At 39.1% G+C, this 23489-nt stretch carries 24 protein-coding genes and 3 other annotated features; of the genes, 21 read left to right on the top strand and 3 right to left on the bottom strand.

Going from position 1 to position 23489, the window contains the following annotated elements; all coding sequences use genetic code 11:
- Window positions 1-410 precede the first annotated feature (410 nt).
- The 11 genes from speD (at window position 411) to LIS78_RS24045 (ending at window position 9520) form a co-directional block, all read left to right on the top strand.
- On the top strand, window positions 411-791 hold the full coding sequence (gene speD, locus LIS78_RS24095) for an adenosylmethionine decarboxylase (RefSeq protein WP_013059434.1): 381 nt from the start codon (window positions 411-413) through the stop codon (window positions 789-791).
- A gap of 93 nt (window positions 792-884) precedes the next feature.
- Window positions 885-1271, top strand: a complete 387-nt coding sequence (locus LIS78_RS24090) for a cytosolic protein (protein ID WP_195781757.1) — start codon at window positions 885-887, stop codon at window positions 1269-1271.
- Window positions 1272-1514: 243 nt separating this feature from the next.
- Window positions 1515-1976: a transcriptional regulator NrdR gene (nrdR, locus tag LIS78_RS24085; RefSeq protein WP_013059432.1), complete on the top strand. Its 462-nt coding sequence runs from the start codon at window positions 1515-1517 to the stop codon at window positions 1974-1976.
- A gap of 72 nt (window positions 1977-2048) precedes the next feature.
- Window positions 2049-3476: a replication initiation and membrane attachment family protein gene (locus tag LIS78_RS24080; RefSeq protein ID WP_028410528.1), complete on the top strand. Its 1428-nt coding sequence runs from the start codon at window positions 2049-2051 to the stop codon at window positions 3474-3476.
- 32 nt (window positions 3477-3508) lie between these two features.
- Window positions 3509-4441 (top strand): primosomal protein DnaI, encoded by a 933-nt coding sequence (dnaI, locus tag LIS78_RS24075; protein ID WP_013059430.1) that lies wholly within the window; start codon window positions 3509-3511, stop codon window positions 4439-4441.
- Window positions 4442-4537: 96 nt separating this feature from the next.
- Window positions 4538-5398 carry a sporulation protein YtxC gene (gene ytxC, locus LIS78_RS24070; RefSeq protein ID WP_195781759.1) on the top strand — a complete coding sequence of 287 codons (861 nt, stop codon included), beginning with the start codon at window positions 4538-4540 and terminating at the stop codon, window positions 5396-5398.
- 60 nt (window positions 5399-5458) lie between these two features.
- Window positions 5459-5707: a binding site (T-box leader), on the top strand.
- A gap of 44 nt (window positions 5708-5751) precedes the next feature.
- Window positions 5752-7710, top strand: coding sequence for a threonine--tRNA ligase (thrS, locus tag LIS78_RS24065; RefSeq protein WP_434092370.1), 1959 nt, complete (start codon window positions 5752-5754; stop codon window positions 7708-7710).
- Between the two features lie 171 nt (window positions 7711-7881).
- Window positions 7882-8004, top strand: a sequence feature (ribosomal protein L20 leader region).
- Window positions 8005-8073: 69 nt separating this feature from the next.
- Window positions 8074-8577, top strand: a complete 504-nt coding sequence (gene infC, locus LIS78_RS24060; RefSeq protein ID WP_013059427.1) for a translation initiation factor IF-3 — start codon at window positions 8074-8076, stop codon at window positions 8575-8577.
- Between the two features lie 21 nt (window positions 8578-8598).
- Window positions 8599-8799, top strand: coding sequence for a 50S ribosomal protein L35 (gene rpmI / locus LIS78_RS24055; RefSeq protein ID WP_013059426.1), 201 nt, complete (start codon window positions 8599-8601; stop codon window positions 8797-8799).
- A 39-nt stretch (window positions 8800-8838) separates the two neighbouring features.
- The gene (rplT, locus tag LIS78_RS24050) at window positions 8839-9198 is read left to right on the top strand and encodes a 50S ribosomal protein L20 (protein ID WP_013059425.1); all 360 of its coding nucleotides are present in this window, start codon (window positions 8839-8841) and stop codon (window positions 9196-9198) included.
- A gap of 61 nt (window positions 9199-9259) precedes the next feature.
- A complete protein-coding gene (locus LIS78_RS24045; protein WP_252284438.1) occupies window positions 9260-9520 on the top strand; it encodes a DUF1294 domain-containing protein in 261 nt (86 codons plus the stop codon).
- 19 nt (window positions 9521-9539) lie between these two features.
- On the opposite strand, the gene LIS78_RS24040 is transcribed toward LIS78_RS24045, so the two are convergent.
- Entirely contained in the window at window positions 9540-9917 is a 378-nt protein-coding gene (locus LIS78_RS24040; RefSeq protein WP_195781761.1) for a hypothetical protein, read from the bottom strand.
- A gap of 132 nt (window positions 9918-10049) precedes the next feature.
- Here LIS78_RS24040 and LIS78_RS24035 point away from each other — a divergent pair, with 132 nt between their 5' ends.
- Both LIS78_RS24035 and LIS78_RS24030 read left to right on the top strand, forming a co-directional pair.
- The gene (locus tag LIS78_RS24035) at window positions 10050-10538 is read left to right on the top strand and encodes a dUTP diphosphatase (protein WP_195781762.1); all 489 of its coding nucleotides are present in this window, start codon (window positions 10050-10052) and stop codon (window positions 10536-10538) included.
- A 77-nt stretch (window positions 10539-10615) separates the two neighbouring features.
- Entirely contained in the window at window positions 10616-11701 is a 1086-nt protein-coding gene (locus LIS78_RS24030; protein ID WP_252284437.1) for a M42 family metallopeptidase, read from the top strand.
- Between the two features lie 56 nt (window positions 11702-11757).
- Here LIS78_RS24030 and sspI read toward each other — a convergent pair whose 3' ends face one another.
- Window positions 11758-11964, bottom strand: a complete 207-nt coding sequence (sspI, locus tag LIS78_RS24025) for a small acid-soluble spore protein SspI (RefSeq protein ID WP_013059420.1) — start codon at window positions 11962-11964, stop codon at window positions 11758-11760.
- A 140-nt stretch (window positions 11965-12104) separates the two neighbouring features.
- Here sspI and LIS78_RS24020 point away from each other — a divergent pair, with 140 nt between their 5' ends.
- From LIS78_RS24020 to pheT, 3 genes are all read left to right on the top strand, one after another.
- On the top strand, window positions 12105-12869 hold the full coding sequence (locus LIS78_RS24020) for a TrmH family RNA methyltransferase (protein WP_252284436.1): 765 nt from the start codon (window positions 12105-12107) through the stop codon (window positions 12867-12869).
- Window positions 12870-12917: 48 nt separating this feature from the next.
- Window positions 12918-13153, top strand: a binding site (T-box leader).
- A 54-nt stretch (window positions 13154-13207) separates the two neighbouring features.
- The gene (gene pheS / locus LIS78_RS24015) at window positions 13208-14242 is read left to right on the top strand and encodes a phenylalanine--tRNA ligase subunit alpha (RefSeq protein WP_071270365.1); all 1035 of its coding nucleotides are present in this window, start codon (window positions 13208-13210) and stop codon (window positions 14240-14242) included.
- Between the two features lie 13 nt (window positions 14243-14255).
- Window positions 14256-16670, top strand: a complete 2415-nt coding sequence (pheT, locus tag LIS78_RS24010) for a phenylalanine--tRNA ligase subunit beta (RefSeq protein ID WP_195781764.1) — start codon at window positions 14256-14258, stop codon at window positions 16668-16670.
- A gap of 33 nt (window positions 16671-16703) precedes the next feature.
- Here the strand turns inward: pheT and rnhC are convergent, their stop codons facing one another.
- On the bottom strand, window positions 16704-17618 hold the full coding sequence (gene rnhC / locus LIS78_RS24005; RefSeq protein WP_252284435.1) for a ribonuclease HIII: 915 nt from the start codon (window positions 17616-17618) through the stop codon (window positions 16704-16706).
- A gap of 143 nt (window positions 17619-17761) precedes the next feature.
- Between rnhC and zapA the strand changes: the two genes are divergently transcribed.
- The 5 genes from zapA to LIS78_RS23980 all read left to right on the top strand — a co-directional run bounded on the left by zapA (window position 17762) and on the right by LIS78_RS23980 (window position 23459).
- Window positions 17762-18022 (top strand): cell division protein ZapA, encoded by a 261-nt coding sequence (gene zapA / locus LIS78_RS24000; protein ID WP_013059415.1) that lies wholly within the window; start codon window positions 17762-17764, stop codon window positions 18020-18022.
- An 8-nt stretch (window positions 18023-18030) separates the two neighbouring features.
- Window positions 18031-18576, top strand: a complete 546-nt coding sequence (locus LIS78_RS23995; RefSeq protein WP_192885562.1) for a CvpA family protein — start codon at window positions 18031-18033, stop codon at window positions 18574-18576.
- Between the two features lie 198 nt (window positions 18577-18774).
- Window positions 18775-20487, top strand: a complete 1713-nt coding sequence (polX, locus tag LIS78_RS23990) for a DNA polymerase/3'-5' exonuclease PolX (protein ID WP_195781766.1) — start codon at window positions 18775-18777, stop codon at window positions 20485-20487.
- 19 nt (window positions 20488-20506) lie between these two features.
- The gene (locus LIS78_RS23985) at window positions 20507-22870 is read left to right on the top strand and encodes an endonuclease MutS2 (RefSeq protein ID WP_195781767.1); all 2364 of its coding nucleotides are present in this window, start codon (window positions 20507-20509) and stop codon (window positions 22868-22870) included.
- Window positions 22871-23051: 181 nt separating this feature from the next.
- The gene (locus LIS78_RS23980) at window positions 23052-23459 is read left to right on the top strand and encodes a DUF350 domain-containing protein (RefSeq protein ID WP_013059411.1); all 408 of its coding nucleotides are present in this window, start codon (window positions 23052-23054) and stop codon (window positions 23457-23459) included.
- The last annotated feature ends 30 nt before the right edge of the window (window positions 23460-23489 follow it).

Here is a 23489-nt window from a genome sequence, read left to right as displayed (position 1 = left end):
TTGCTTTAAAAAAACAGGGAGCTATCGCCCTGTTTTTTTTTGTTTTTATTCAAAAGAATAGGGAAAAGCAATAAGATAAGCATGCAAAGGGGTGTTTATTTTCCTCAATTTTAATAAAAAATTAATAGTCGTTTAGCAGCTTTTACACACTGTCTCACGAGAATACAGGGGTAATTTGTATAGGTCTATCTGCAAGAACAATCTTTAATAAAATCAAAACACGTATTGCAAAATAAATGTAAACAAAGTATACTATGTTTCGTGAACTTCTTGTGTACCTTTCGGTGATGTGGCTACTTAAAGGGTTAGGACCTCTTTGGACTAACTTTCCCCCGTGGTAGTTAACATGCTATATGGCGAAAGAACTTCATGTTTAACGATTAAAAATTGTTAAAGGGGGAAATATCATTATGGAAACAATGGGTCGTCATGTCATCTCAGAATTATGGGGATGCGATTTCGATAAGTTAAATGATATTGATTATATTGAAAAAACGTTTGTTGATGCAGCTTTAAAATCTGGTGCGGAAGTTCGCGAAGTAGCGTTCCATAAATTTGCACCTCAAGGTGTAAGTGGCGTTGTTATTATTTCAGAATCACATTTAACGATTCACAGCTTCCCAGAGCATGGTTATGCAAGTATCGATGTTTATACTTGTGGTCATTTAGATCCTACAATCGCAGCAGATTATATTGCAGATGCTCTAAGTGCACAGACACGTGAAACAATTGAATTACCACGTGGAATGGGTCCTGTTCAGGTAAAACAAACTAAAGCGAATGCACTTTAATAGTGTCGATTGATTACGTAAGTTAAGAGGTGTATTACACACCTCTTTTTAGTATATAAATTTTTAATACGCAAAAACAAAGGGGATAACAACATGGGGGTAGTACAAGCAGTTAAATCTTTATTTTCTAATCATGTAGAAACAAGCGATCACCATTCAGATCCGACTCTAAAAACGCATTATTACAAAACAACGGCTGGGAATGCATTTAAGCAAGTTCATGAAATGTTGAAGCACATGCAAGGGATAGAGATACTTGCTGCGTATGAAGAGCGAGGAGAAATTAGCTTAAACGTTGTAAAAGGAAGAAAAGCTTTTGTTGTGATTACCATTATTAACGTACGTCCTCTTGAAACCGCTATCGATTTTTCTGCTACAACAGAATCAAAAGTGGTGCCGTTTGATTTTGGTTTTAGTAAAGAACTTGTACGTACGCTTTATAAGAGCTTTGATCAAAAACTTATTCCTCTTTCTTCGTAAGTTCCTTATCATTTTTGAATTTCAGGAAATAAAATGGGGAAATTCCTTTTCCTTTACTTGTATTCAAGCCTTGTTTTCTATAAGATGGAATAAAGTAAATCCTTTAATACAGCATCGTGTTTGTTAAAGGAAATGATGATAAAAATCATAATAAATGGCGAATAGCCGACTAACATAGATGGAAATTAACTTATATAAGAGAAAATAAAAAGAAAAACAAGGTTTATTATTGGAGCTGAGAATATGAAGTGCCCATCCTGTCATTACAATGGAACGAGAGTGCTGGACTCGCGCCCTGTAGAAGAAGGCCGCTCTATTCGTAGAAGACGTGAATGCGAAGAGTGTCACTATCGTTTTACAACTTTTGAGAAAGTAGAAGAACTTCCGTTAATTGTTGTAAAAAAAGATGGAGCGAGAGAAGAGTTCAGCAAAGACAAAATCCTTCGAGGGTTAATTAAGGCGTGTGAAAAACGCCAAGTAAGCTTAAAACAATTAGAAGATACCGTACACGATATTGAAACAGAGCTGCGCAGTCAGGGTACATCAGAGGTGCAGTCAGATGTGGTAGGAGAAATGGTGATGGAGCGATTAGCTGCTATCGATGAAGTCTCTTATGTTCGATTTGCTTCTGTATACCGACAATTTAAAGACATCAATGTATTTATTGATGAATTAAAAGATTTAATTAAGAAGGAACGACTGTAAAAGAGCTATTGAAGTATTCTTTAGGCTCTTTTTTTGTCATTTCTATTACTTTAAAAGTAGGTAGGGAACGACATGAAAGAACAACATTGGAAAGAAATGATACCGGTCGATCGTTATGTTGTTCGTTCGAACGGCATACTGCAGGAATACGACCGAAAGATTTTAACAATGCTCTATCAGCCGTTGGTGGGTACGACGTGTTTTGGTCTGTATATGACGCTATGGAGCGAGCTGGAACAAGATCGTTTATGGGGAAAAGAGTCTACGCATCATCATCTAATGTCAATGATGCAAATTAATTTGAAAGCTATTTACCATGAGCGGTTAAAATTAGAAGGCATTGGTTTGTTAAAAACATATATTAAGGAAGAAGATGATGTTCGTGTGTTCATTTATGAGCTCATTCCTCCTCTTACGCCCCATCAGTTTTTTAACGATGGCGTGTTAAATGTATATTTATATAACCGACTAGGAAAATCCATCTTTCAAAAAGTAAAAAATTATTTTTCGGATTCACTCGTCGATGACCAATCGTTCAAAGATGTGACGCATTCATTTAACGATGTATTTAAATCAGTTAAAGCAACAGAGCTGGCTCCAAGTTTTCAGTCTGAAAGCAAGGATGTATTTTCTCCTGATGCTCAAACGGACTTTGTGGATTCCTCCAAACGTGCTTCTATTGAGATGAGCCCGGATTCCTTTGATTTTGATTTATTTTTAGCAGGTCTAACAGATTCAATGATTTCGAAAAGGTCCATTACATCTAAAGTAAAACAAGCGATTGAAAAGCTAGCCTTTTTATACGGTATCGATCCTCTTCAAATGAAAAATGTGGTGCTCGATTCGCTAAATGAGAACGATCAAGTTGATATTGAATTGCTTAGAAAAGCAGCACAGTCCTTTTACCAATTTGAAAATGGAGAAGCACTTCCAAATCTAAGCGAACAAATTCAGCCTCCTATGCTTCGTACCATGCAGGAAAAGCAGCCGCAGACAAAGGAAGAGCAGCTCATTCAACAGCTTGAAGTGACTTCTCCTCGACAGCTTTTGATCGAGTTTTCCGGGGGAGCAGAGCCTTCAAAAGCAGATTTGCAAATGATTGAAGAAGTGATGTTTAACCAAAAGCTTTCACCAGGGGTAGTAAATGTTCTGATTTACTATGTTATGCTAAGATCCGATATGAAATTATCTAAGAGCTATGTAGAGAAAATTGCTGGACACTGGGCGCGCAAAAAGGTACAAACTGTTCAAGATGCCATGAATTTAGCTAAAAATGAACAGAAAGAATATCAGAATTGGACCGAAGCAAAGCAAAATAAAAAAACGGCTGGACGAAAAATTGTGCGTAAAGAAATGGTGCCAGAGTGGCTGAGCGATGAAGAAAAAGAAGAGAAAAAGCAGCCTTCAAAAGAAGTGGACGGATTTGAAGAAGAAAAACGAAAGCTACAAGAAGAGCTCAAGCAGTTAGATCAAGAGCTAAAACAAAAGCATAAAGAATAAAAAGCAGGTATGATAGAGATGAGGTGAAAAAGATGAAGCCTATCAATGATTCACTAAATCAGTTAGTGAACAAAAAGGATTTTAAAGCACGCTTAGAAGCATTAAGAAACAGTATCCTGTCTAATCCCGAAGTTAAAACATTTTTGCAAGAGCATCGCCATGAGTTAGATGAGCAAATGGTCGACCGAGGCTTGATGAAGATGCATGAATTTATCGACCAAAGCAAATGCTGTGACAAGTGTCCTTCTCTGCAAAGCTGTGTCAATATGGTGAAAGGATACCACCCTCAGCTGGTTGTAAAAGGCCGTAATATTGATTTACAGTATGAACGCTGTCCTAGAAAAGTACAAGAAGATGAGCGAAAAGAACAAGAATCTTTTATTCAGTGTATGTACGTGCCTAAAGAAATTTTACAGGCAACAATGTCTGATATTGAAATTGAGCAGGGAAGATTTGAAGCCATTAAACTAGTAAGAGATTTTGTGCGAGAATATGAGCCAAATAAGAAAATGAAAGCTTTATATTTACACGGTTCTTTTGGTGTGGGGAAAACGTATTTTCTTGGAGCAATTGCGAATGCGTTAGCCGAAAAGAAAGTGAAATCTACCATTCTGTATGTTCCGGAGTTTTTGCGTGAGTTAAAAGGTTCGTTTCAAGATCAAAGCTTCAATGAGAAAATAGAGTATGTCAAAAAAGTACCGGTTCTTATGCTTGATGATCTCGGAGCAGAATCCGTAACGAGCTGGATGCGAGACGATGTGCTCGGAACCATTTTACAATTCCGTATGCTCGAAAATTTGCCGACATTTTTCAGCTCGAATTTAAATTTTAAAGAGCTTCAACATCATTTGACTTATACCCAAAGAGGCGAGCAGGAAGAGCTCAAAGCCGCTCGTGTCATGGAACGAATTAAGTCTCTAGCCATTCCTGTTGAAATGAATGGAGAGAATAAACGAAATAGATGAGCAGGTCGTTTTACATTTCTTGTAACGACTTGCTCATTTTTTTGCATGTTGCCCCATATACATTAATAAAGCGTGTCCAAAGGGGGGCTATGAGGAATGAAAATATTTTTTAAATATGTAGAAGACGCAGTCGTTGTATATGAGTCTTTATGCGCGAAGCGAAGCGCTTTATCATATGGTTCACAGTGCTTGAAGCTGGTGAATAATCAGCTTTTAGTCATTGATGAGACATACAATAGAGAGGCCATTTTACAAGACATGGTGATACCGGTATTAACCCACGTAATTTTAAAAAAGAAAGAAAAAAAGATGATGGTAAACATATTAAAAGAACAATTTTTCTATTCAGAAGAGGAAGAGCAAGATTTGCTGCTTCAAATTATGGGGGGGATTATGGAAGGAGAGAGAGGCGAAATTCCGCAAAAAACATTTTCTCTTCCAAGAGAATTACTTATCCGCCAGGCTCTTCAAGACTTCTTCATTCATAATGTAACATTCACCTTTGAGTCTTTTCTCCAATTCCGTTTAAAAGAATATCAAGAGCGGCTGCGCTATTATGCTGAGCTGGCGATTGATGAATATAGGCTTGAGCAAGACTATCAAATTCTTATTCATCAGCTGCGTCAAGCAGCTAATGAAAGACAGTCATCTACAGGTGATGTGTATGTGATGCACTTGAATAAAAACAAGTTTGTATTGTACGACCACAGCAGTAGATATGTTCCTGAACGTGAATGTGCAGCTCTAGCAGAGGCCTTTTTATCTAAACAAGAATCATTATACATAGACTCGACTATTATCGCGCCTTTGCTAAGTTTATCTCCAGCTGCTATTCATCTGTATAGCGACCAGCATGATCATGATTTTGTTTATACCATTCAAAATATCTTCCAAGAAAAAGTTATGTTATACGAAAAAAATGAATTTCCGTTTGATCAAAAGCAAAATATAACGTGAAAGGTTGATTTCTATTTTGAAAATGAATATAATAAATGCATATTGAAAAACAGCTATATGTTACAAGTTATGATGAGGACATGAGTGTATATTTACGGTTTGTAGAGAGGGAGATCTAGGCTGAAAATCTCCTAACACGGAATATATTCTTACCACCTCTAAACTTCAGTAGTAAACGAGCAGAGCCTCTAGTAATTACTGACGGAATTTCCGTTATAAAACCTCGAGCCGCTTCGGGTTCTTTGGGTTATCCAAGATACGAAGAGGAAACAAGGGTGGTACCGCGTGTATACACAACTCGTCCCTTTTGATAAGGGACGAGTTTTTTGTTTTTACAAAAAGTTTATTCAGTTATGTTAAAGGAGTGGAAAGTTGTGTCAGAAGTAATCAAAATGACATTTCCTGATGGAGCTGTTAAAGAGTATCCAAAAGGATCATCAACAGAAGATATTGCGGCTTCTATTAGCCCGGGATTAAAGAAGAAAGCATTAGCAGGCAAAGTAAACGGCGAGCTGCTGGATTTACGTACGCCAATCGAACAAGATGGCAGTCTTGAAATCATTACGCAAGATGCTCCTGAAGCGCTTGAAATTATGCGTCATAGTACAGCGCATTTAATGGCTCAAGCAATCAAACGTTTATACAAAGATACAAAAGTACAGCTAGGTGTAGGGCCGGTTATCGAAAACGGTTTTTACTATGACATCGATATGGAAGAGTCAATTATTCCTGAAGATTTAGGTAAAATTGAAAAAGAAATGAAAAAAATCGTTAATTCAAATATCGAAATTGAACGAAAAGAAGTTTCTCGTGAAGAAGCCATTCAACTTTTTAAAGAAGTTGGCGATGAACTAAAGCTTGAATTGATCGATGCAATTCCAGCAGGTGAAAAGGTTACGATTTACCAACAAGGCGAATTCTTTGACCTTTGCCGAGGCGTGCACGTGCCGTCAACAGGCAAAATTAAAGAATTTAAACTATTAAGCGTGGCAGGTGCTTATTGGCGCGGAGACAGCGATAATCAAATGCTGCAGCGTATTTACGGTACAGCATTCTTTACAAAAGCAGATTTAGACGAGCATCTTCGTCTTCTTGAAGAAGCAAAAGAACGTGATCACCGTAAACTTGGTAAAGAGCTAAACTTATTTACAAATTCTCAAAAAGTAGGACAAGGTCTGCCTTTATGGCTTCCAAAAGGTGCGACGATCCGCCGTATTATCGAGCGTTATATCGTAGATAAAGAAGTAAGCCTTGGTTATCAGCACGTTTACACTCCGGTGCTGGGAAGTGTAGAACTTTACAAAACGTCTGGTCACTGGGAGCACTACCAAGATGACATGTTCCCTGCAATGGAAATGGATAACGAAGACCTGGTTCTTCGTCCGATGAACTGTCCTCATCACATGATGGTTTACAAACAAGGTATTCACAGCTATCGTGAGCTTCCAATCCGTATTGCTGAGCTTGGAACGATGCACCGCTACGAAATGTCAGGAGCATTATCAGGACTTCAGCGTGTTCGAGGCATGACGCTAAATGATGCGCATATCTTTGTACGTCCGGATCAAATCAAAGAAGAATTTATTCGTGTGGTTCGCTTAGTTGAAGCGGTTTATAAAGATTTTGGATTTGAAAATTATTCATTCCGTCTATCTTACCGTGACCCTGAAGATACAGAAAAATACTTTGATGATGATGCAATGTGGGAAAAAGCACAAAGCATGTTAAAAGACGCAATGGATGAGCTTGACCTTGATTATTATGAAGCTGAAGGCGAAGCGGCATTCTACGGTCCAAAACTAGACGTTCAAGTTAAAACGGCTCTTGGTAAAGAAGAGACGCTATCTACGGTTCAATTGGATTTCTTACTTCCTGAACGATTTGATTTAACGTATGTAGGGGAAGACGGAAAACAACATCGACCGGTTGTTATTCACCGCGGCGTGGTGTCAACAATGGAACGTTTTGTAGCTTTCTTAATCGAAGAATACAAAGGAGCTTTCCCAACGTGGTTAGCACCTGTACAAGTTCAAGTGATTCCGGTATCACCTACGGTTCACCTTGAGTATGCAAAAGAAGTGCAAGAACAGCTTCAGCTTGCGGGTATTCGTGTGGAACTTGATTCACGCGATGAGAAAATTGGCTATAAAATCCGTGAGGCTCAAATGCAAAAAATTCCTTATATGCTTGTTGTAGGGGATAAAGAAGTAGAGGATAAAGCAGTAAACGTACGTAAATATGGTGAGCAGAATTCAGAAACAGTGGATTTCCAAGCCTTTTTACAAAATGTAAAAGCAGAAGCATCTCGTTAATGAAAAAAGCAGAGAATTGAAATTCTCTGCTTTTTTATGCAACATTTATAAAAAACTGTTGCATAAATGTTTTTCCTTTGATACAATAACTTTTGTTGTGAAAAAAGAACGAAATCATTGACTTTTGTCTTTGTTGATACTATAATAGCTTAAGTAATTGAATACTTGTTTATACAGAAGAAGAAGCACCCGCTTCTCACCTGAGTGACGCATAGAGCAGTTAGCAGGTACATCGTATCTTAATTAAAACGATAGAAGTGTGGGTGCAGTATGTACTCACACTTTTTTGTGTGAGTTAATAATCGGTCTAAGCAAGCGTATTCGCTCATTAAACCTTGGAGGTGGCTACTTATTAGCAAGGACATGATGGTAAACGAGGGCATTCGAGCTCGCGAAGTTCGTCTAATTGATCAAAACGGTGAACAATTAGGAATTAAATCAAAAAATGAAGCATTAGAAATTGCTTCACGAGTAAATCTTGACTTAGTAATGGTTGCTGCAAATGCGAAACCGCCGGTATGTCGTATTATGGACTACGGTAAATTCCGCTATGAGCAACAACGTAAAGAAAGAGAAGCTCGTAAAAACCAAAAAGTTGTAAACTTAAAAGAAGTTCGTTTAAGTCCAACAATTGATGAACATGATTTTAACACTAAACTTCGTAACGCACGCAAGTTCCTTGAAAAAGGTGACAAAGTGAAAGCGTCTATTCGCTTTAAAGGTCGTGCCATTACTCATAAAGGGATTGGCCAAAAAGTACTTGAACGTTTTTCACAAGCTTGCGAAGATGTAAGTTCAGTTGAATCGGCTCCAAAAATGGAAGGCCGCAGCATGTTCTTAGTCTTGGCACCTAAAAACGAAAAGTAATAGAACGAGGAGGAACACCCCATGCCAAAAATGAAAACACATCGTGGCGCTGCAAAGCGTTTCAAAAAGACTGGAAGCGGTAAATTAAAACGTGCTCGTGCTTACACAAGCCATTTATTCGCTAACAAATCTACAAAACAAAAGCGTAAATTACGTAAAGGTTCTTTAGTAAGCAAAGGTGACTTCAAACGTATCCGTCACTTATTAGATAACATTAAGTAATTTGGGTTGAGATAGAAACAATACAGGAGGTAAACAATTATGCCACGCGTAAAAGGCGGTACAGTAACACGCAAACGTCGTAAAAAAGTTTTAAAATTAGCTAAAGGTTTCTTCGGTTCGAAGCATAGATTATATAAAGTTGCTAATCAGCAAGTTATGAAATCTCACATGTATGCTTATCGTGACCGTCGTCAGAAAAAACGTGACTTCCGTAAATTATGGATCACACGTATCAATGCAGCTGCTCGTATGAACGGTCTTTCTTACAGCCGTTTAATGCACGGTTTAAAATTAGCAGGTATTGAAGTTAACCGCAAAATGCTTGCTGACTTAGCTGTAGCTGATGAAAAAGCATTTGCTGAATTAGCAACTGCTGCTAAAAAAGGCTTAGATAAGTAATTGATTATAAAGTCTCGTCATCTTTGGATGATGAGGCTTTTTTGCTATCGGAGGATATATCATGAACCAACTGCTGCTTACCTATTTTATTATCATCAATATAGTAGGGATAGGAATGATGTATAGGGATAAACAAAAAGCGAAAAGGCATGAGTGGAGAATTGCCGAAAGCACACTGTGGACGGTAGCTGCTATCGGAGGAGCACTTGGAGGACTCATTGGTATGTATTGCTATCGTCATAAAACGAAGCACAAAGCATTTACAGTAGGGTTTCCTATTCTTGCTGTTCTTGATTTATTTTTCTTTTTTGTTATCAGCTGAGCACAAATATTTTTTGTGCTCAGTGTAAAAATTCTCGAACGGGGCTTTTCCAGCGAATAGGAGCATTTGGATACATGTCGTGTACGTGGTTTTCAAGCAGCTTGAAATCTTCTTTTTGCAGTTCATGTAATCGAGATGGATCTGTTAACACCATTGTAATTGATAGAGACTCTGGTTCATTGGGATTGCTGTATTTTTCTCCTTCAAATAAAATACCTTTATACGTTAATAGAAAATTTTTGCGGATATTCGTTTTTTCATCAACGACAAAGAATTGCTGATGTTCCTGAGCTGCTACAAGCTTCCGCTTTGGACTGCGAAAATGCTGAACCAGCTTTAATAGCGTGTAAGCAACAAGCGCGAAAATGAACACGCGAACGATAACAATAACAAACATAACGCTCCCTCCTTTACAAGGCACAGTTTTCTTACTTTACGTTCGAGTTTCTAAAAAGTTTCATGATTTTTGATATAATTTCTTTATTGGTTTAAAAAGAAGAAGATATACATAATTACAGGAGTGATTACATTGAATTTAAAACAGCTATTTACTATGCAGCGCCAGCTGGATCAGCATATAGAGGATAAGCATGAGCTTCATAAGGAAGACTTGATTCCGAGAAAGCTTTTAGCACTGCTTGTCGAAATGGGAGAACTGGCAAACGAAACGCGCTGCTTCAAATTTTGGAGTGTTAAACCTCCCGCTGAAGACGCTGTTATTTTAGAAGAATTTGTGGACGGCGTACATTTTATCCTTTCTTTAGGTATTGAAAAAGGATACGATGATTTAACTGAGCTACCGAAAGCAAAAGCAAGTGATTCAAAAACAGCACAATTTTTACAGGTATTTGCGCAAGTTGCTGCTTTCGAGAAGGATCAGTCGAAAGAAAACTATGTGGACATGTTTGTATCTTACATGACGCTTGGCGATATGTTCGGTTTTTCCGCTGAACATATTGAAGAGGCGTACATCTCAAAAAATGAAGTGAATTTTAAACGCCAAGAACAAGGATACTAGAAATAAAGGGATGGGAAATTTTACTTCAACCTCTTTTTAGCTATAATAGAGGTATACATATGAAAGGGGTAATCCATATGACAAAGTTAGATGAAACATTGACAATGCTTAAAGCACTAACAGATGCAAAAGGAATTCCTGGCAATGAACGTGAACCGCGTGAGGTTATGAAGAAATATATTGCACCTTATGCAGATGAAGTAACGACGGATGGGCTAGGCAGTTTGATTGCAAAAAAAGTGGGAAACGAACAAGGGCCTAAAATTATGGTAGCCGGTCACTTAGATGAAGTAGGCTTTATGGTGACTCAAATTGATGAACGCGGCTTTATTCGTTTTCAAACGGTAGGCGGATGGTGGTCTCAAGTTATGCTTGCTCAACGCGTAACCATCGTTACATCTAAAGGAGAGGTAACGGGGATTATTGGCTCAAAGCCTCCTCATATCCTGCCTCCAGAAGTTCGTAAAAAGCCAGTTGACATTAAAGATATGTTCATCGATATTGGTGCCTCTAGTAGAGAAGAAGTAGCGGAGTGGGGAGTGAAACCGGGTGATCAGGTTGTGCCTTATTTCGAATTTACAGTTATGAACAATGAAAAGATGCTGCTAGCGAAAGCCTGGGATAACCGTATTGGCTGTGCAATAGCTATCGATGTATTAAAAGCTTTAAAAAATGAAACACATGAAAATGTTGTGTATGGTGTAGGAACGGTGCAAGAAGAAGTTGGACTTCGAGGCGCAAAAACATCCGCTAACTTTATTGAACCAGATATTGCATTTGCTGTTGATGTCGGTATCGCTGGAGATACACCTGGCGTTTCTGATAAAGAAGCATCTTCTAAAATGGGAGACGGTCCGCAAATCATTTTATATGATGCTTCCATGGTTTCTCATAAAGGACTTCGAGATACGGTGGTAGATGTGGCAGATGAATTAAATATTCCATATCAATTTGATGCAATCGCTGGAGGCGGTACGGACTCAGGTTCTATCCATATTTCAGCTAACGGGGTGCCGGCACTTTCGATTACAATCGCAACTCGTTATATCCATTCTCATGCAGCGATGCTTCATCGTGATGATTATGAAAATGCAGTTAAATTAATTGCCGAAGTAATTAAACGCTTAGACCGAGATACGGTGAACACAATTACGTATAATTAAAAAAAGCTCATTCTCCCAGGAGAATGAGCTTTTTGTTGTACATAGGAAAAGGCTATTTATTTTAAACCGTTTTCAAGTGTTGTCAGAATTTCTTCTTTTTCTGATTCTGGAGACTTTTCCCAAAGCACCTCAAATAAAACACCAAGTCCAGGGAGCATTTTTTCTTCACCGCTTTGAATAGCGTCAGAAATTGTAGCTTCAAGCTCTTCTTTTGAGTTTCCTGAAACGTTTGCAATAACAGCATTTCGTAAATTAAGATCCATCATTTTCACCTCAGCTATCGTAAAGTTACCAATAGTTTTTGTTTTCTTTGCGATTTCTATGTACAATAAAGTGAAACTTATCTAATGATTATTGAGCAAAATGTAATCGAACTATTTATTTTTGTATAGATAAAGGAGTTATGTTTGTGAAACAAATTGATTCAGTTAAAAATCCGCAGGTAAAAGCGTGGAAAAAGCTGCATAATAAAAAAGACCGTGATAAGCAGGGCCTTTTTATGGTAGAAGGCTTTCATTTAGTCGAAGAAGCTATCAAAAATAAGAATTGCGTAAAGGAACTAATTATACGCGAATCGATCGAAGTGCCAGCACAGTGGAACATAGATGGTATCGAAATAACCGTTGTAAACGAAGCAATAATCAAATTATTATCTGACACAGAAACACCTCAAGGAATTATCGCCGTGTGTTTTCAAACGAAGCATGCAGAAATCATTCATACAGCACAGAAAGTATTGCTTTTAGATGCGGTGCAAGATCCAGGTAACCTAGGTACGATTATTCGAACCGCTGATGCTGCCGGAGTGGACGCTATTATCGTTGGAGAGGGCAGCGTGGATGTGTACAACCCAAAAGTCGTTCGTTCAACGCAAGGAGCTATTTTTCACCTTCCAATTGTAAAAGGTGATTTACTCGAAATGATTTCACTGTTAAAAGAAAGAGGAATAGCAGTTTACGGCACGTCGCTACAAAATGGAAAGGTCTACACACACGTAAAACCTTCAAACGAATTTGCGCTGATTGTGGGAAATGAAGGAAACGGCGTAAGCGAGAAAGTGCTGGAACAAACGGATCAGAATCTGTACATTCCTATCTATGGAAAGAGCGAGTCGCTAAATGTTGCCATCGCTTCTGGAATCTTACTTTATTATTTACGCGGAATGTAGTTGCATCGAGAACGTGTTTTCACTATAATAATACAATAGTTACATATGTAAAAAACGATGAAAGAGAGCAGTAGCTTATGTCCGTTTATGCAGGGAGAAAATGCCGTGACTGAAAGCATTTTTATAAATGTAATAAGTGAATTCACCTCTTGAGTTGACACTTAGACCATCTTACATAGATGTAAAGGTGTTCCGGAGATTCCGTTAACTTGAATGAAGTGAACTGTATACGTCTGTGTATATAGTTAACAAGGGTGGTAACGCGACTAATCCTCGTCCCTTTTTTGGGAGGAGGTTTTTTTATTTGTCATTTTTTATGTTAAAAGGAGGAATAAGTGATGAAAGAACGTTTACAAGAACTTCAACAAGAAGCAATTGCAAAAGTCGAAGCAGCAAGTGCTTTAAAAGAATTAAACGATGTACGCGTAGCTTATTTAGGAAAGAAAGGCCCTATCACAGAAGTACTTCGCGGTATGGGGAAACTTTCAGCTGAAGAGCGTCCTGTGATGGGAGCACTTGCAAATGAAGTACGTGAAGCTATTGCATCTAAAATTGAAGAAAAACAAACGGCGTTAGAAGCAGCCGAGGTAGAGCGTAAACTTGCTTCAGAAACAATCGACGTAACGCTGCCAGGACGCCCTGTTAAAACAGGTACGCATCACCCGCTAACAAGCGTGGTTGAAGAAGTAGAAGATTTATTCTTAGGAATGGGCTATGAAGTAGCAGAAGGACCGGAAGTAGAGCAGGACTACTATAATTTCGAAGCGCTGAACTTGCCAAAAGGTCACCCAGCACGTGATATGCAAGATACGTTCTATATTACGGAAGAAACGCTTCTTCGTACGCATACATCAACTGTTCAAGCTCGTGTTATGAACAAGAATGAAGGCAAAGGACCTGTTAAAATTATTTGCCCAGGTAAAGTGTACCGCCGTGATGACGATGATGCTACGCATTCTCATCAATTCATGCAAATTGAAGGTCTTGTAGTAGACGAAAACATTCGTATGAGCGATTTAAAAGGCACGCTTGAAGTATTTGTGAAAAAGATGTTCGGTGCAGACCGTGAAATTCGTCTTCGTCCAAGTTTCTTCCCATTCACTGAGCCGTCTGTAGAAGTAGACGTATCGTGTGCAAAATGTGGAGGTAAAGGCTGTAATGTATGTAAACAAACAGGCTGGATTGAAATTTTAGGAGCCGGCATGGTTCATCCAAATGTCCTTGAAATGGCTGGATACGATTCAACTAAATATCGTGGTTTTGCTTTTGGAATCGGTGTAGAGCGTATTGCTATGTTAAAACACGGCGTGGATGATATTCGTCATTTCTATACAAATGATGTTCGTTTCTTAGATCAATTTAAACAAGTATAAAGGAGGGACTACGATGTTTGTATCTTATCGTTGGTTACAAGAGTATGTTGACTTATCAGGCGTAACGGCAGAAGAGTTAGCAGATAAAATCACAAAAAGTGGAATTGAAGTTGAAGGTGTAGAAAACTTAAATAAAGGCATCAGCGGAGTGGTAATTGGTCACGTTGTAGAACGTGAACAGCATCCAAATGCTGATAAATTAAGCCGCTGTCAAGTAGATCTTGGCGGAGGAGAAATCGTTCAAATCGTGTGCGGAGCACCGAACGTGGCACAAGGTCAAAAAGTAGCGGTTGCAAAAGTGGGAGCTGTACTTCCAGGTAACTTTAAAATCAAGCGTGCTAAGCTTCGCGGTGAAGAATCGAACGGTATGATTTGTTCTCTTCAAGAGCTTGGCATTGAAAGCAAGCTTGTGGCAAAAGATTATCAAGAAGGCATCTTCGTGTTCCCAAGCCATGCTGAAGTAGGAGCGGATGCACTAGATGCATTAAACTTAAACGATGAAGTATTAGAACTGGGGCTAACACCAAACCGTTCAGACTGCTTAAGTATGTTAGGCGTAGCACATGAAGTGGCTGCTATTTTACGTCGTGAAGTGAAGTATCCGTCAGTAAACGTGCAAACGTCTGATGAGCAAGCAGCTGATTATATTTCCGTTAAAGTAGAGGCAAAAGAAGACAATCCGCTTTACGTAGCGCGCATTGTGAAAAACGTAAAAATTGCTCCGTCACCATTATGGATGCAAACGCGTTTAATGGCAGCTGGTATTCGACCTCATAACAACGTTGTTGATATTACCAACTATATTTTGCTTGAATACGGCCAGCCGCTGCATGCTTTTGACTATGATCGTCTTGGTTCAAAAGAAATTGTTGTACGTCACGCGTCAGAAGGCGAGAAGTTTGTAACACTTGATGATCAAGAGCGCGTATTAAAAGGCAATCAGCTTGTCATTACAAACGGAAGTGAGCCGGTAGCTCTTGCAGGTGTAATGGGCGGAGCGAACTCTGAAGTAAAAGACGATACGGTAAATGTTCTCATTGAATCAGCTTACTTCAAAGGCTTAACGGTTCGCCAAGCTTCAAAAGACCACGGTCTTCGAAGTGAGGCAAGCGCTCGTTTTGAAAAAGGAATTGATCCCAACCGTACGCGCGTAGCTGCTGACCGCGCAGTAGAATTAATGGCTGAATACGCTTCAGGTGAAGTGGTAAGCGGTACTGTAGAAGTAGATACACTAACTGTGGAACCTGCTGTTGTAGCTGTGTCACTTGGACGTATTAACGATGTACTTGGTACAGAATTGTCAATGGAAGAAGTACAAGATATTATGAACCGTCTTCAATTTGAAAATAAAGTAGAAGACGAAACCATTGTTGTAACAGTGCCAACTCGTAGAGGCGATATTACAATCGAAGAAGATATCGTAGAGGAAGTAGCTCGTATGTATGGCTATGACAACCTTCCTACAACGCTTCCTGTAACAGTGGCAACTCCAGGGAAATTAACGGAGTATCAGCTTGGACGCCGTAAAGTTCGTCGTTTCTTAGAGGGAGCGGGACTAGCACAAACAACAACATATTCGTTAACGAGCGCTGAAAAAGCTACTCAGTTTGCACTAAATGCAACAAGTACGATTGGTTTAGCAATGCCGATGAGTGAAGATCGCAGCATCCTTCGTCAAAGCTTAGTGCCTCATTTGCTAGAAGCAGTGAAGCATAATAATGCTCGTCAATCGGATTCTATTGCGCTATACGAAACAGGCTCAGTGTTCTTATCTAAAGGTGAAAGAGAATTACCGGATGAGCAGGAGCGCGTAGCTGGTGCAATCACGGGTCTGTGGCATGCTCACGGCTGGCAAGGTGAAAAGAAAGCCGTTGATTTCTATGTGATTAAAGGTGTACTAGAAGGGTTATTTGCACAGCTTGGTTTAGAGAAAAGAATCTCATATGCTCCCGTTAAAAAAGACGGTATGCACCCTGGACGTACAGCGGCTGTATGGTTAGATGAAAAAGAAATTGGATACGTAGGTCAAGTTCATCCTGTTGCTCAGAAACAGTATGGTCTTCGTGAAACATACGTATTTGAATTACACCTTCAAGAGCTATTAGCTGCAGATGTCGAAGAAGTTCGTTATTCAGCTATTCCAAGATTCCCATCTATTACACGTGATATTGCACTTGTTGTAGATAACAACGTTCTTGCAGGAGAAGTTCAGCGCGTCATCTATGCAGCAGGCGGAGAACTTTTAAAAGACGTGACGGTATTTGATCTATATGAAGGCGAGCGTATGGAAGAAGGCAAGAAATCTGTAGCTTTCTCTTTACGTTACTTAGATCCTGAACGTACATTAACAGATGAAGAAGTAGCAAAAGCACATGGTGCAGTGTTAGAAGCAGTAGAAAAAGAATTTGGTGCAACGCTTCGTTCATAAGAATAAGAAAAGAGATGTGGATTTCCACATCTCTTATTTTTTAGCTAATTTTAAAGCTTTTTCTGTATTAGCAAAATGGATTTTAGCTAAAGAGTTCAGCGCATTGACGCCATGTTTTTTAATAATTTTAGCAGCGGCGATATCAACTTGTGCCCCAGCTCCGCGAGGAATAACCATCCCGGTCTTTTCCGTCAGTAAATCCATTTGTTTTAAAAATGCGTATCTGGCAATAATGGAAGCAGCGGCTACAGATAAATGAACGCTTTCTCCTTTTGTACTGAAAAAGACATTTTCTTTGATAATCTCTTTTTCCTTTACCACGTGTTTATAATAGGTGCTTTTTTCAACAAACTGGTCAATTAAAATGGCATCAGGTTTTTCAGGATCCAATTTTTTTAACACGTTGGATAAAGCTTTGTTGTGCAACAGAGCTTTCATTTTACCTTGCGACATGCCTTTTTCTTGAAATTCATTATACTTTTCGTTATGTAAAACAAGCAAACTGTAAGGAATAAATGAAACAAGCTGCTTGGCAATTTCAATGATTTTAGCATCCGTTAACTCTTTTGAATCTCGTACTCCTAATTCTTTTAACAAAGGAAGCTGCTCTTTTTGAACATAGGCAGCAACCACGGTCATAGGACCAAAATAATCTCCCGTCCCTACCTCGTCAGAACCGATGACCGATAGTGAACTGAAGTTTGATGGGAGGTGTGAGACAGAAGTCTTTTTAGCAGCATCTAAAGAGCCTCTCCACTTAGCCGCTTCTGTTTCAGCTTCTTTTCCTTGAAAAAGTACTTTTCCAGAGCGGTACGCAGTGATAGAACAGCCGGGGGTTTTAGCTGCAAAAATACTTCCCTGCGGCAGTTTAGGCTGCAAATAGGATGTGTAATGAAGCTTCATTTTAGCTATTTGATCAGCTGATACCTTAATAACAGCATGTGACATAATGCTTCACTCCTTTCGGGGTATTTTAGTTTACTTTATAAGCACTATCCCTTATGATAGCTTAAATATAGATATGTTTCCATTGAAGTCTTCTTCGTGGTATGATAGGGATTAGGATTTTTCGTGGAACGGAGGATTTTCTCGTGTCAAGACAAGATAAAACACGTGCGACAGTTGACATCTTTGGTCAGCAGTACAGCATCGTCGGTAGCGAAAGTACAAGCCATATTCGACTTGTCGCCTCTATAGTGGATGAAAAAATGCGTGAAATCAGTACTAAAAACCCTTCTTTAGATATCAATAAATTAGCAGTATTAACAGCTGTGAATGCTGTACACGAATATATAAAACTAAAAGAAGATTATGAGAGACTTGAACAAAAACTTTATGGAAAAGAGGAATGACTGAGTCAATGCTTAATATCATTTTAATTGTGTTGCTTCTTTTAGGCTTTGTAACAGGTCTTAAAAGAGGATTTATTTTGCAGCTCATTCATATTGTCAGTTTTGCGGTTTCGTTTATCGTAGCTTATATGTTTAGTGGAGATTTGGCAAGTCGACTTCGCTTGTTGATTCCGTTTCCGGACAATATTCAGCAGCAAAGTGTCGCATCGTTTGTATTTGATTCTGGAACGATAGAAGACGCTTTTTATCGAATGATTGCATTTGCGATTTTATTTTTTGCTACTCACATTGTACTTCGCCTTGCAGGCTCTGTTTTAACGGCTTTAACCGAACTGCCAATTCTGCGCCAGTTAAATAAATGGGGCGGAGGTGCACTTGGATTCGTTGAAGTGTATATCATCGTTTTTATTTTGTTATACATTGGAGCCGTGATTCCTGTAAGTGAAATTCAGACGCCAATTCAACAGTCTTCAATTGCAATCAATATCGTACAAAATACTCCATACTTATCGTCTGCCATTCAAGATTTGTGGACTCAGTATGGTGTAATGTAATGAAATTACAATAGCTTGTTGAGAGGGTGTGTCGAAAGTGTCATAATACTTTTGAGATACCCTCTTTTTTTATCGCAGTCTGTTCTGCGGTTTTCACGAGGATAAAAGTATGTCTAGATAAAAATTTGAGAGAGTACATATGTCACTCATCATGTTTTTGAAAGTTTCGTTATTATGATAATAGGCTGGTGAAAAGAGATGAATAAAAAGGATATTATTAAATTGTTAGAAACAATTGCTACATATATGGAATTAAAGGGAGATAACCCTTTTAAAATTTCTGCTTTTCGAAAAGCAGCTGCAGCGCTAGAAACTGACGAGAGAACGCTGACAGAGATTGAGGATTTTACTAAGCTCCAAGGGATTGGAAAAGGAACGGCTGCAGTCATTACAGAGTATATGGAAACAAATGAGTCAAGTGTACTAGAAGAACTAAAGCAAGAAGTTCCTGAAGGACTTATTCCTCTGCTTAAGCTGCCGGGGCTTGGAGGTAAAAAAATCGCTAAATTATATAAAGAGCTAGATATTCGAGATATGGAATCACTGCATCAGGCCTGTATGGAAAATCGAGTGCAGGGACTAAGCGGTTTTGGTAAAAAGACAGAAGAAAAAATTATCGCTGCTATTGAGGAGTTTGGGAAGCGTCCTGATCGTTTGCCTCTTGCTTTTATGCTTCCAATAGCGGAAGAAATTTTAGAGGCCCTTAAACATATGCATAGCATCGAGCGTTTTTCTCAAGCAGGGAGCATTCGCCGCATGAGGGAAACCGTAAAAGATCTTGATTTTATTATTTCAACAGCTGAGCCTCATGCTGTCCGTGAACAGCTAGTATCGCTGCCAAATGTGAAGGATATCATTGCAAATGGAGATACAAAAGTATCGGTAACGTTAGCCTATGAGTACGATGTGTCTGTGGATTTTCGTCTTGTAGAAGATAAAGCGTTTGCCACAACGCTTCACCATTTTACAGGATCAAAAGATCATAATGTGCGTATGCGTCAATTAGCAAAAGAACGCGGTGAAAAAATTAGCGAGTATGGCGTTGAAAATGCGGAGACAGGCGAAGTCATGACTTTTGAGTCTGAACAAGCATTCTATGAACATTTTGGGCTGTCGTTTATTCCGCCGGAACTTCGTGAAGATGGAACGGAAGTAGATGTATTTATAAAGCCTCAAACGCTTGTGACCTACGGTGCCGTAAAAGGTGATTTGCATATGCACTCCACGTGGAGCGACGGGGCGTATTCGATTGAAGAAATGGCGGAAGCATGTCGCGCGCGAGGCTATGAGTACATGGCGATTACAGACCATTCTCAGTATTTAAAAGTAGCTAACGGTCTAACGCCTGAACGCATTCGTAAACAGCGTGAAGAAATTAATCGTTTAAACGAACAGTTCGATGATTTTACAATACTAGCAGGAATTGAAATGGATATTTTGCCTGATGCAACACTTGATTATGATGATGAAATGCTAGCTGAGCTAGATTTTGTTATTGCGTCCATTCACTCTAGTTTTTCGCAATCACGCGAAGAAATTATGAATCGCTTAAAGCAAGCGTTAAATAATGTTCATGTAGATTTAATCGCTCATCCGACCGGTCGTTTGATTGGTCGCCGCAACGGATATGATGTAGATATTGATATGCTAATTGAATTAGCTAAAGAAACAAAAACGGCTCTTGAACTAAACGCGAATCCAAACCGTTTAGATTTAGCTGCTGAGCACATAAAAAAAGCACAAGAGGCAGGAGTTAAAATTGCTATTAATACAGATGCTCACAATCTAGACATGCTAGAACATATGGAAATTGGAATATCTACGGGAATTAAAGGCTGGCTTACACCAGAAACGGTATTAAATACGTATAGCCTCAAGGAATTAACCGCCTTTTTAAATCGACATAAATAAGCAACAGGAGGAATCAGTTTTGCAATCACGTATTTTTCATGTACTAGAGTTTAATAAAGTTAAGGAACAGCTTCAGAAAAAAGTAGCTTCTTCTTTAGGCCGAGAAAAAGTAGCGAATTTGATTCCCTCGACTCAGTATGAAGAAGTAGTCAAATGGCAGGAAGCAACAGATGAAGCTACAACCGTGCTGCGATTGCGTGGCAACGTACCGCTAGGAGGCATCTTTGACGTTCGACCTAGCGTAAAGCGCGCTGAAATTGGGGGAACGCTAAGCTCTAATGAACTTCTTGAAGTAGCAAGCACTATTTATGCTGCAAGACAAGTCAAGCAATTTATCGAGCAAGTAGTAGAAGACGAAGATTTACAGCTTCCAATTATAACTGAACATATCGAAAAACTAATGCCTCTTCCTGAGGTAGAACAAACAATTAAAATGAGCATTGATGAGAATGGTACAGTGCTAGACGGTGCAAGCGACCAGCTAAGAGGCATTCGTCAAAAACTTCGCTCGACGGAGTCTCGTATTCGCGAAAAGCTAGAAAGTCTTATTCGCTCCTCGTCTGCTCAAAAAATGTTGTCAGATGCGATTGTTACCATTCGAAACGAACGTTTTGTTATTCCTGTTAAGCAAGAATATCGCAGTGCGTATGGAGGCATTGTGCACGATCAGTCTTCATCTGGAGCAACTTTATTTATTGAGCCTCAGGCGATTGTGACGTTAAACAATGAGCTTCAAGAAGCAAAAGTAAAAGAAAAACAAGAAATTGAGCGTATTCTCATTGCTTTAACCGTTCAGGTAGCGGAAGTGGCAAATGAACTCCGTCAAAACGTTTATCTGTTAGGTGAGCTGGACTTCATGTTTGCTAAAGGGCGCTATAGCCATGAGCTAAAAGCTTCAAAACCTAAAATGAACGACCGAGGCTATATTAAGTTAGTGAAGGCAAAACATCCTCTTATTGCACAGGAAGATGTCGTTGCGAATGATATTGAGCTAGGTGATCAATATACGTCTATCGTTATTACAGGACCAAATACCGGCGGTAAAACCGTAACGTTAAAAACACTTGGATTATTTACGTTAATGGCTCAAGCAGGTTTACAGATTCCTGCGCTGGATGGATCGGAAATGGCTGTGTTTAAACACGTATTTGCTGATATTGGAGATGAGCAGTCGATTGAACAAAGTTTGAGTACCTTTTCATCTCATATGGTCAACATTGTAGATATTTTACAAAAAGTAGATCATGAAAGTCTGGTCTTGTTCGATGAATTGGGAGCAGGAACGGATCCTCAAGAAGGTGCAGCGCTTGCGATTTCGATTTTAGATCAAGTATATGAAAGAGGCGCTCGCGTAGTTGCGACTACTCACTATCCTGAATTAAAAGCGTACGGCTATAACCGTGAAGGAGTGGTCAATGCTAGCGTAGAGTTCGATATTGAAACATTGAGCCCTACTTACAAGCTGCTCATTGGTGTACCGGGCCGAAGCAATGCTTTTGAGATTTCAAAACGTTTAGGTTTAAGTGCTGAAGTAATTGAACGTGCCAAAGGCTATATTGGCTCAGAAACAAATAAAGTAGAAAATATGATTGCCTCTCTTGAAGATAGCCGCCGTCAATCTGAACACGAGCTAGAAGAAGCTGAAGAGCTAAGAAAAGAGGCTCAGAAGCTTCATAAAGAATTACAGAGTCAGATTATTGAGTTTAATGAAAAACGAGATAAGCTGTACGAAAAAGCTGAAGAAAAAGCTCAAGCCACAGTTAAAGCAGCATCTGAAGAAGCAGAGAAAATCATTAGCGATTTGCGTAAAATGAGTCAAAAAAATCATGCGCTTGTAAAAGAGCATGAATTGATTGAAGCGCGTAAGCGTCTAGAAGATGCAGTTCCAACTCTTGAAAAAAGTAAAAAGAAACCGGCTGTGCCGAAAAAACAAGAGCGCACTCTTCAAGCTGGAGATGAAGTGAAAGTCTTAAGCTGGGGACAAAAAGGAACGCTTGTGGAACGAGTAAGCAATAATGAATGGCAAGTACAAATGGGAATCATGAAAATGAAGGTGAAAGAAAAAGATCTCGAATATATCAGTTCCCCAAAACCTGTAGAAACGAAGCCGCTTGCTACGGTAAAAGGAAAAGATTATCATGTAAGTCTAGAACTGGATTTAAGAGGAGAACGCTATGAAAATGCGCTGATTCGAGTTGAAAAATATATTGATGATGCTTTGTTAGCCAACTATCCGCGTGTTTCGATTATCCACGGTAAAGGAACTGGAGCTCTTCGTAAAGGTGTACAGGAATATTTGAAAAATCATCGTTCTGTTAAAAATATTCGTTTCGGAGAAGCTTCTGAAGGAGGTTCTGGCGTTACGGTTGTGGAATTTAAATAAAAGAATGCTGAAATAAAGGTGTCAGTCGATGCGCTGAACAAGCATATATGAAGATAGAAAATCCGACATGGCTCATGGACTATGCTGGGTTTTCTATCTCTTTTAAGAACGATACAAGTAAAGGAAAGAGACCTGTCAGTTCATTACGTGGAGCGTAATATAAATTAGGAGTGATGCAAAAATGAGGGATTTTTGGAAAGACCCGTATATTGAATCCGCCGCTTATTACAGCGTGGTTGTCTTGAGCATTGTCGTCTTTCTTGTTGTGTTTGAGCTCGTTACTAAGTATAAGAATTGGGAAGAGATTCAAAAAGGAAATATGGCTGTTGCGATGGCAACAGGTGGGAAAATATTTGGATTAGCTAATATTTTTCGCTATTCGATTGAGCATAACGACAACTTGTTAAGAATGCTCGGATGGGGAATATATGGGTTTGTTCTTTTACTAGTCAGCTATTTTATTTTCGAATTTTTGACGCCAAAATTTCGAATCGATGATGAAATTGAACAAGATAACAGAGCCGTTGGGTTTATTTCACTTGTTATTTCAATCGGTATGTCCTATGTAATAGGAGCAGGGATAGGATAGGAGAGATTCATGGAGAAGTTAGCGAAAATT

This window comes from Priestia megaterium, assembly GCF_023824195.1.
Classification (GTDB): domain Bacteria; phylum Bacillota; class Bacilli; order Bacillales; family Bacillaceae_H; genus Priestia; species Priestia megaterium_D.
The sequence above is the reverse complement of the archived record's forward strand: the minus strand, read 5'-3'. Positions and strand labels throughout refer to the sequence as shown.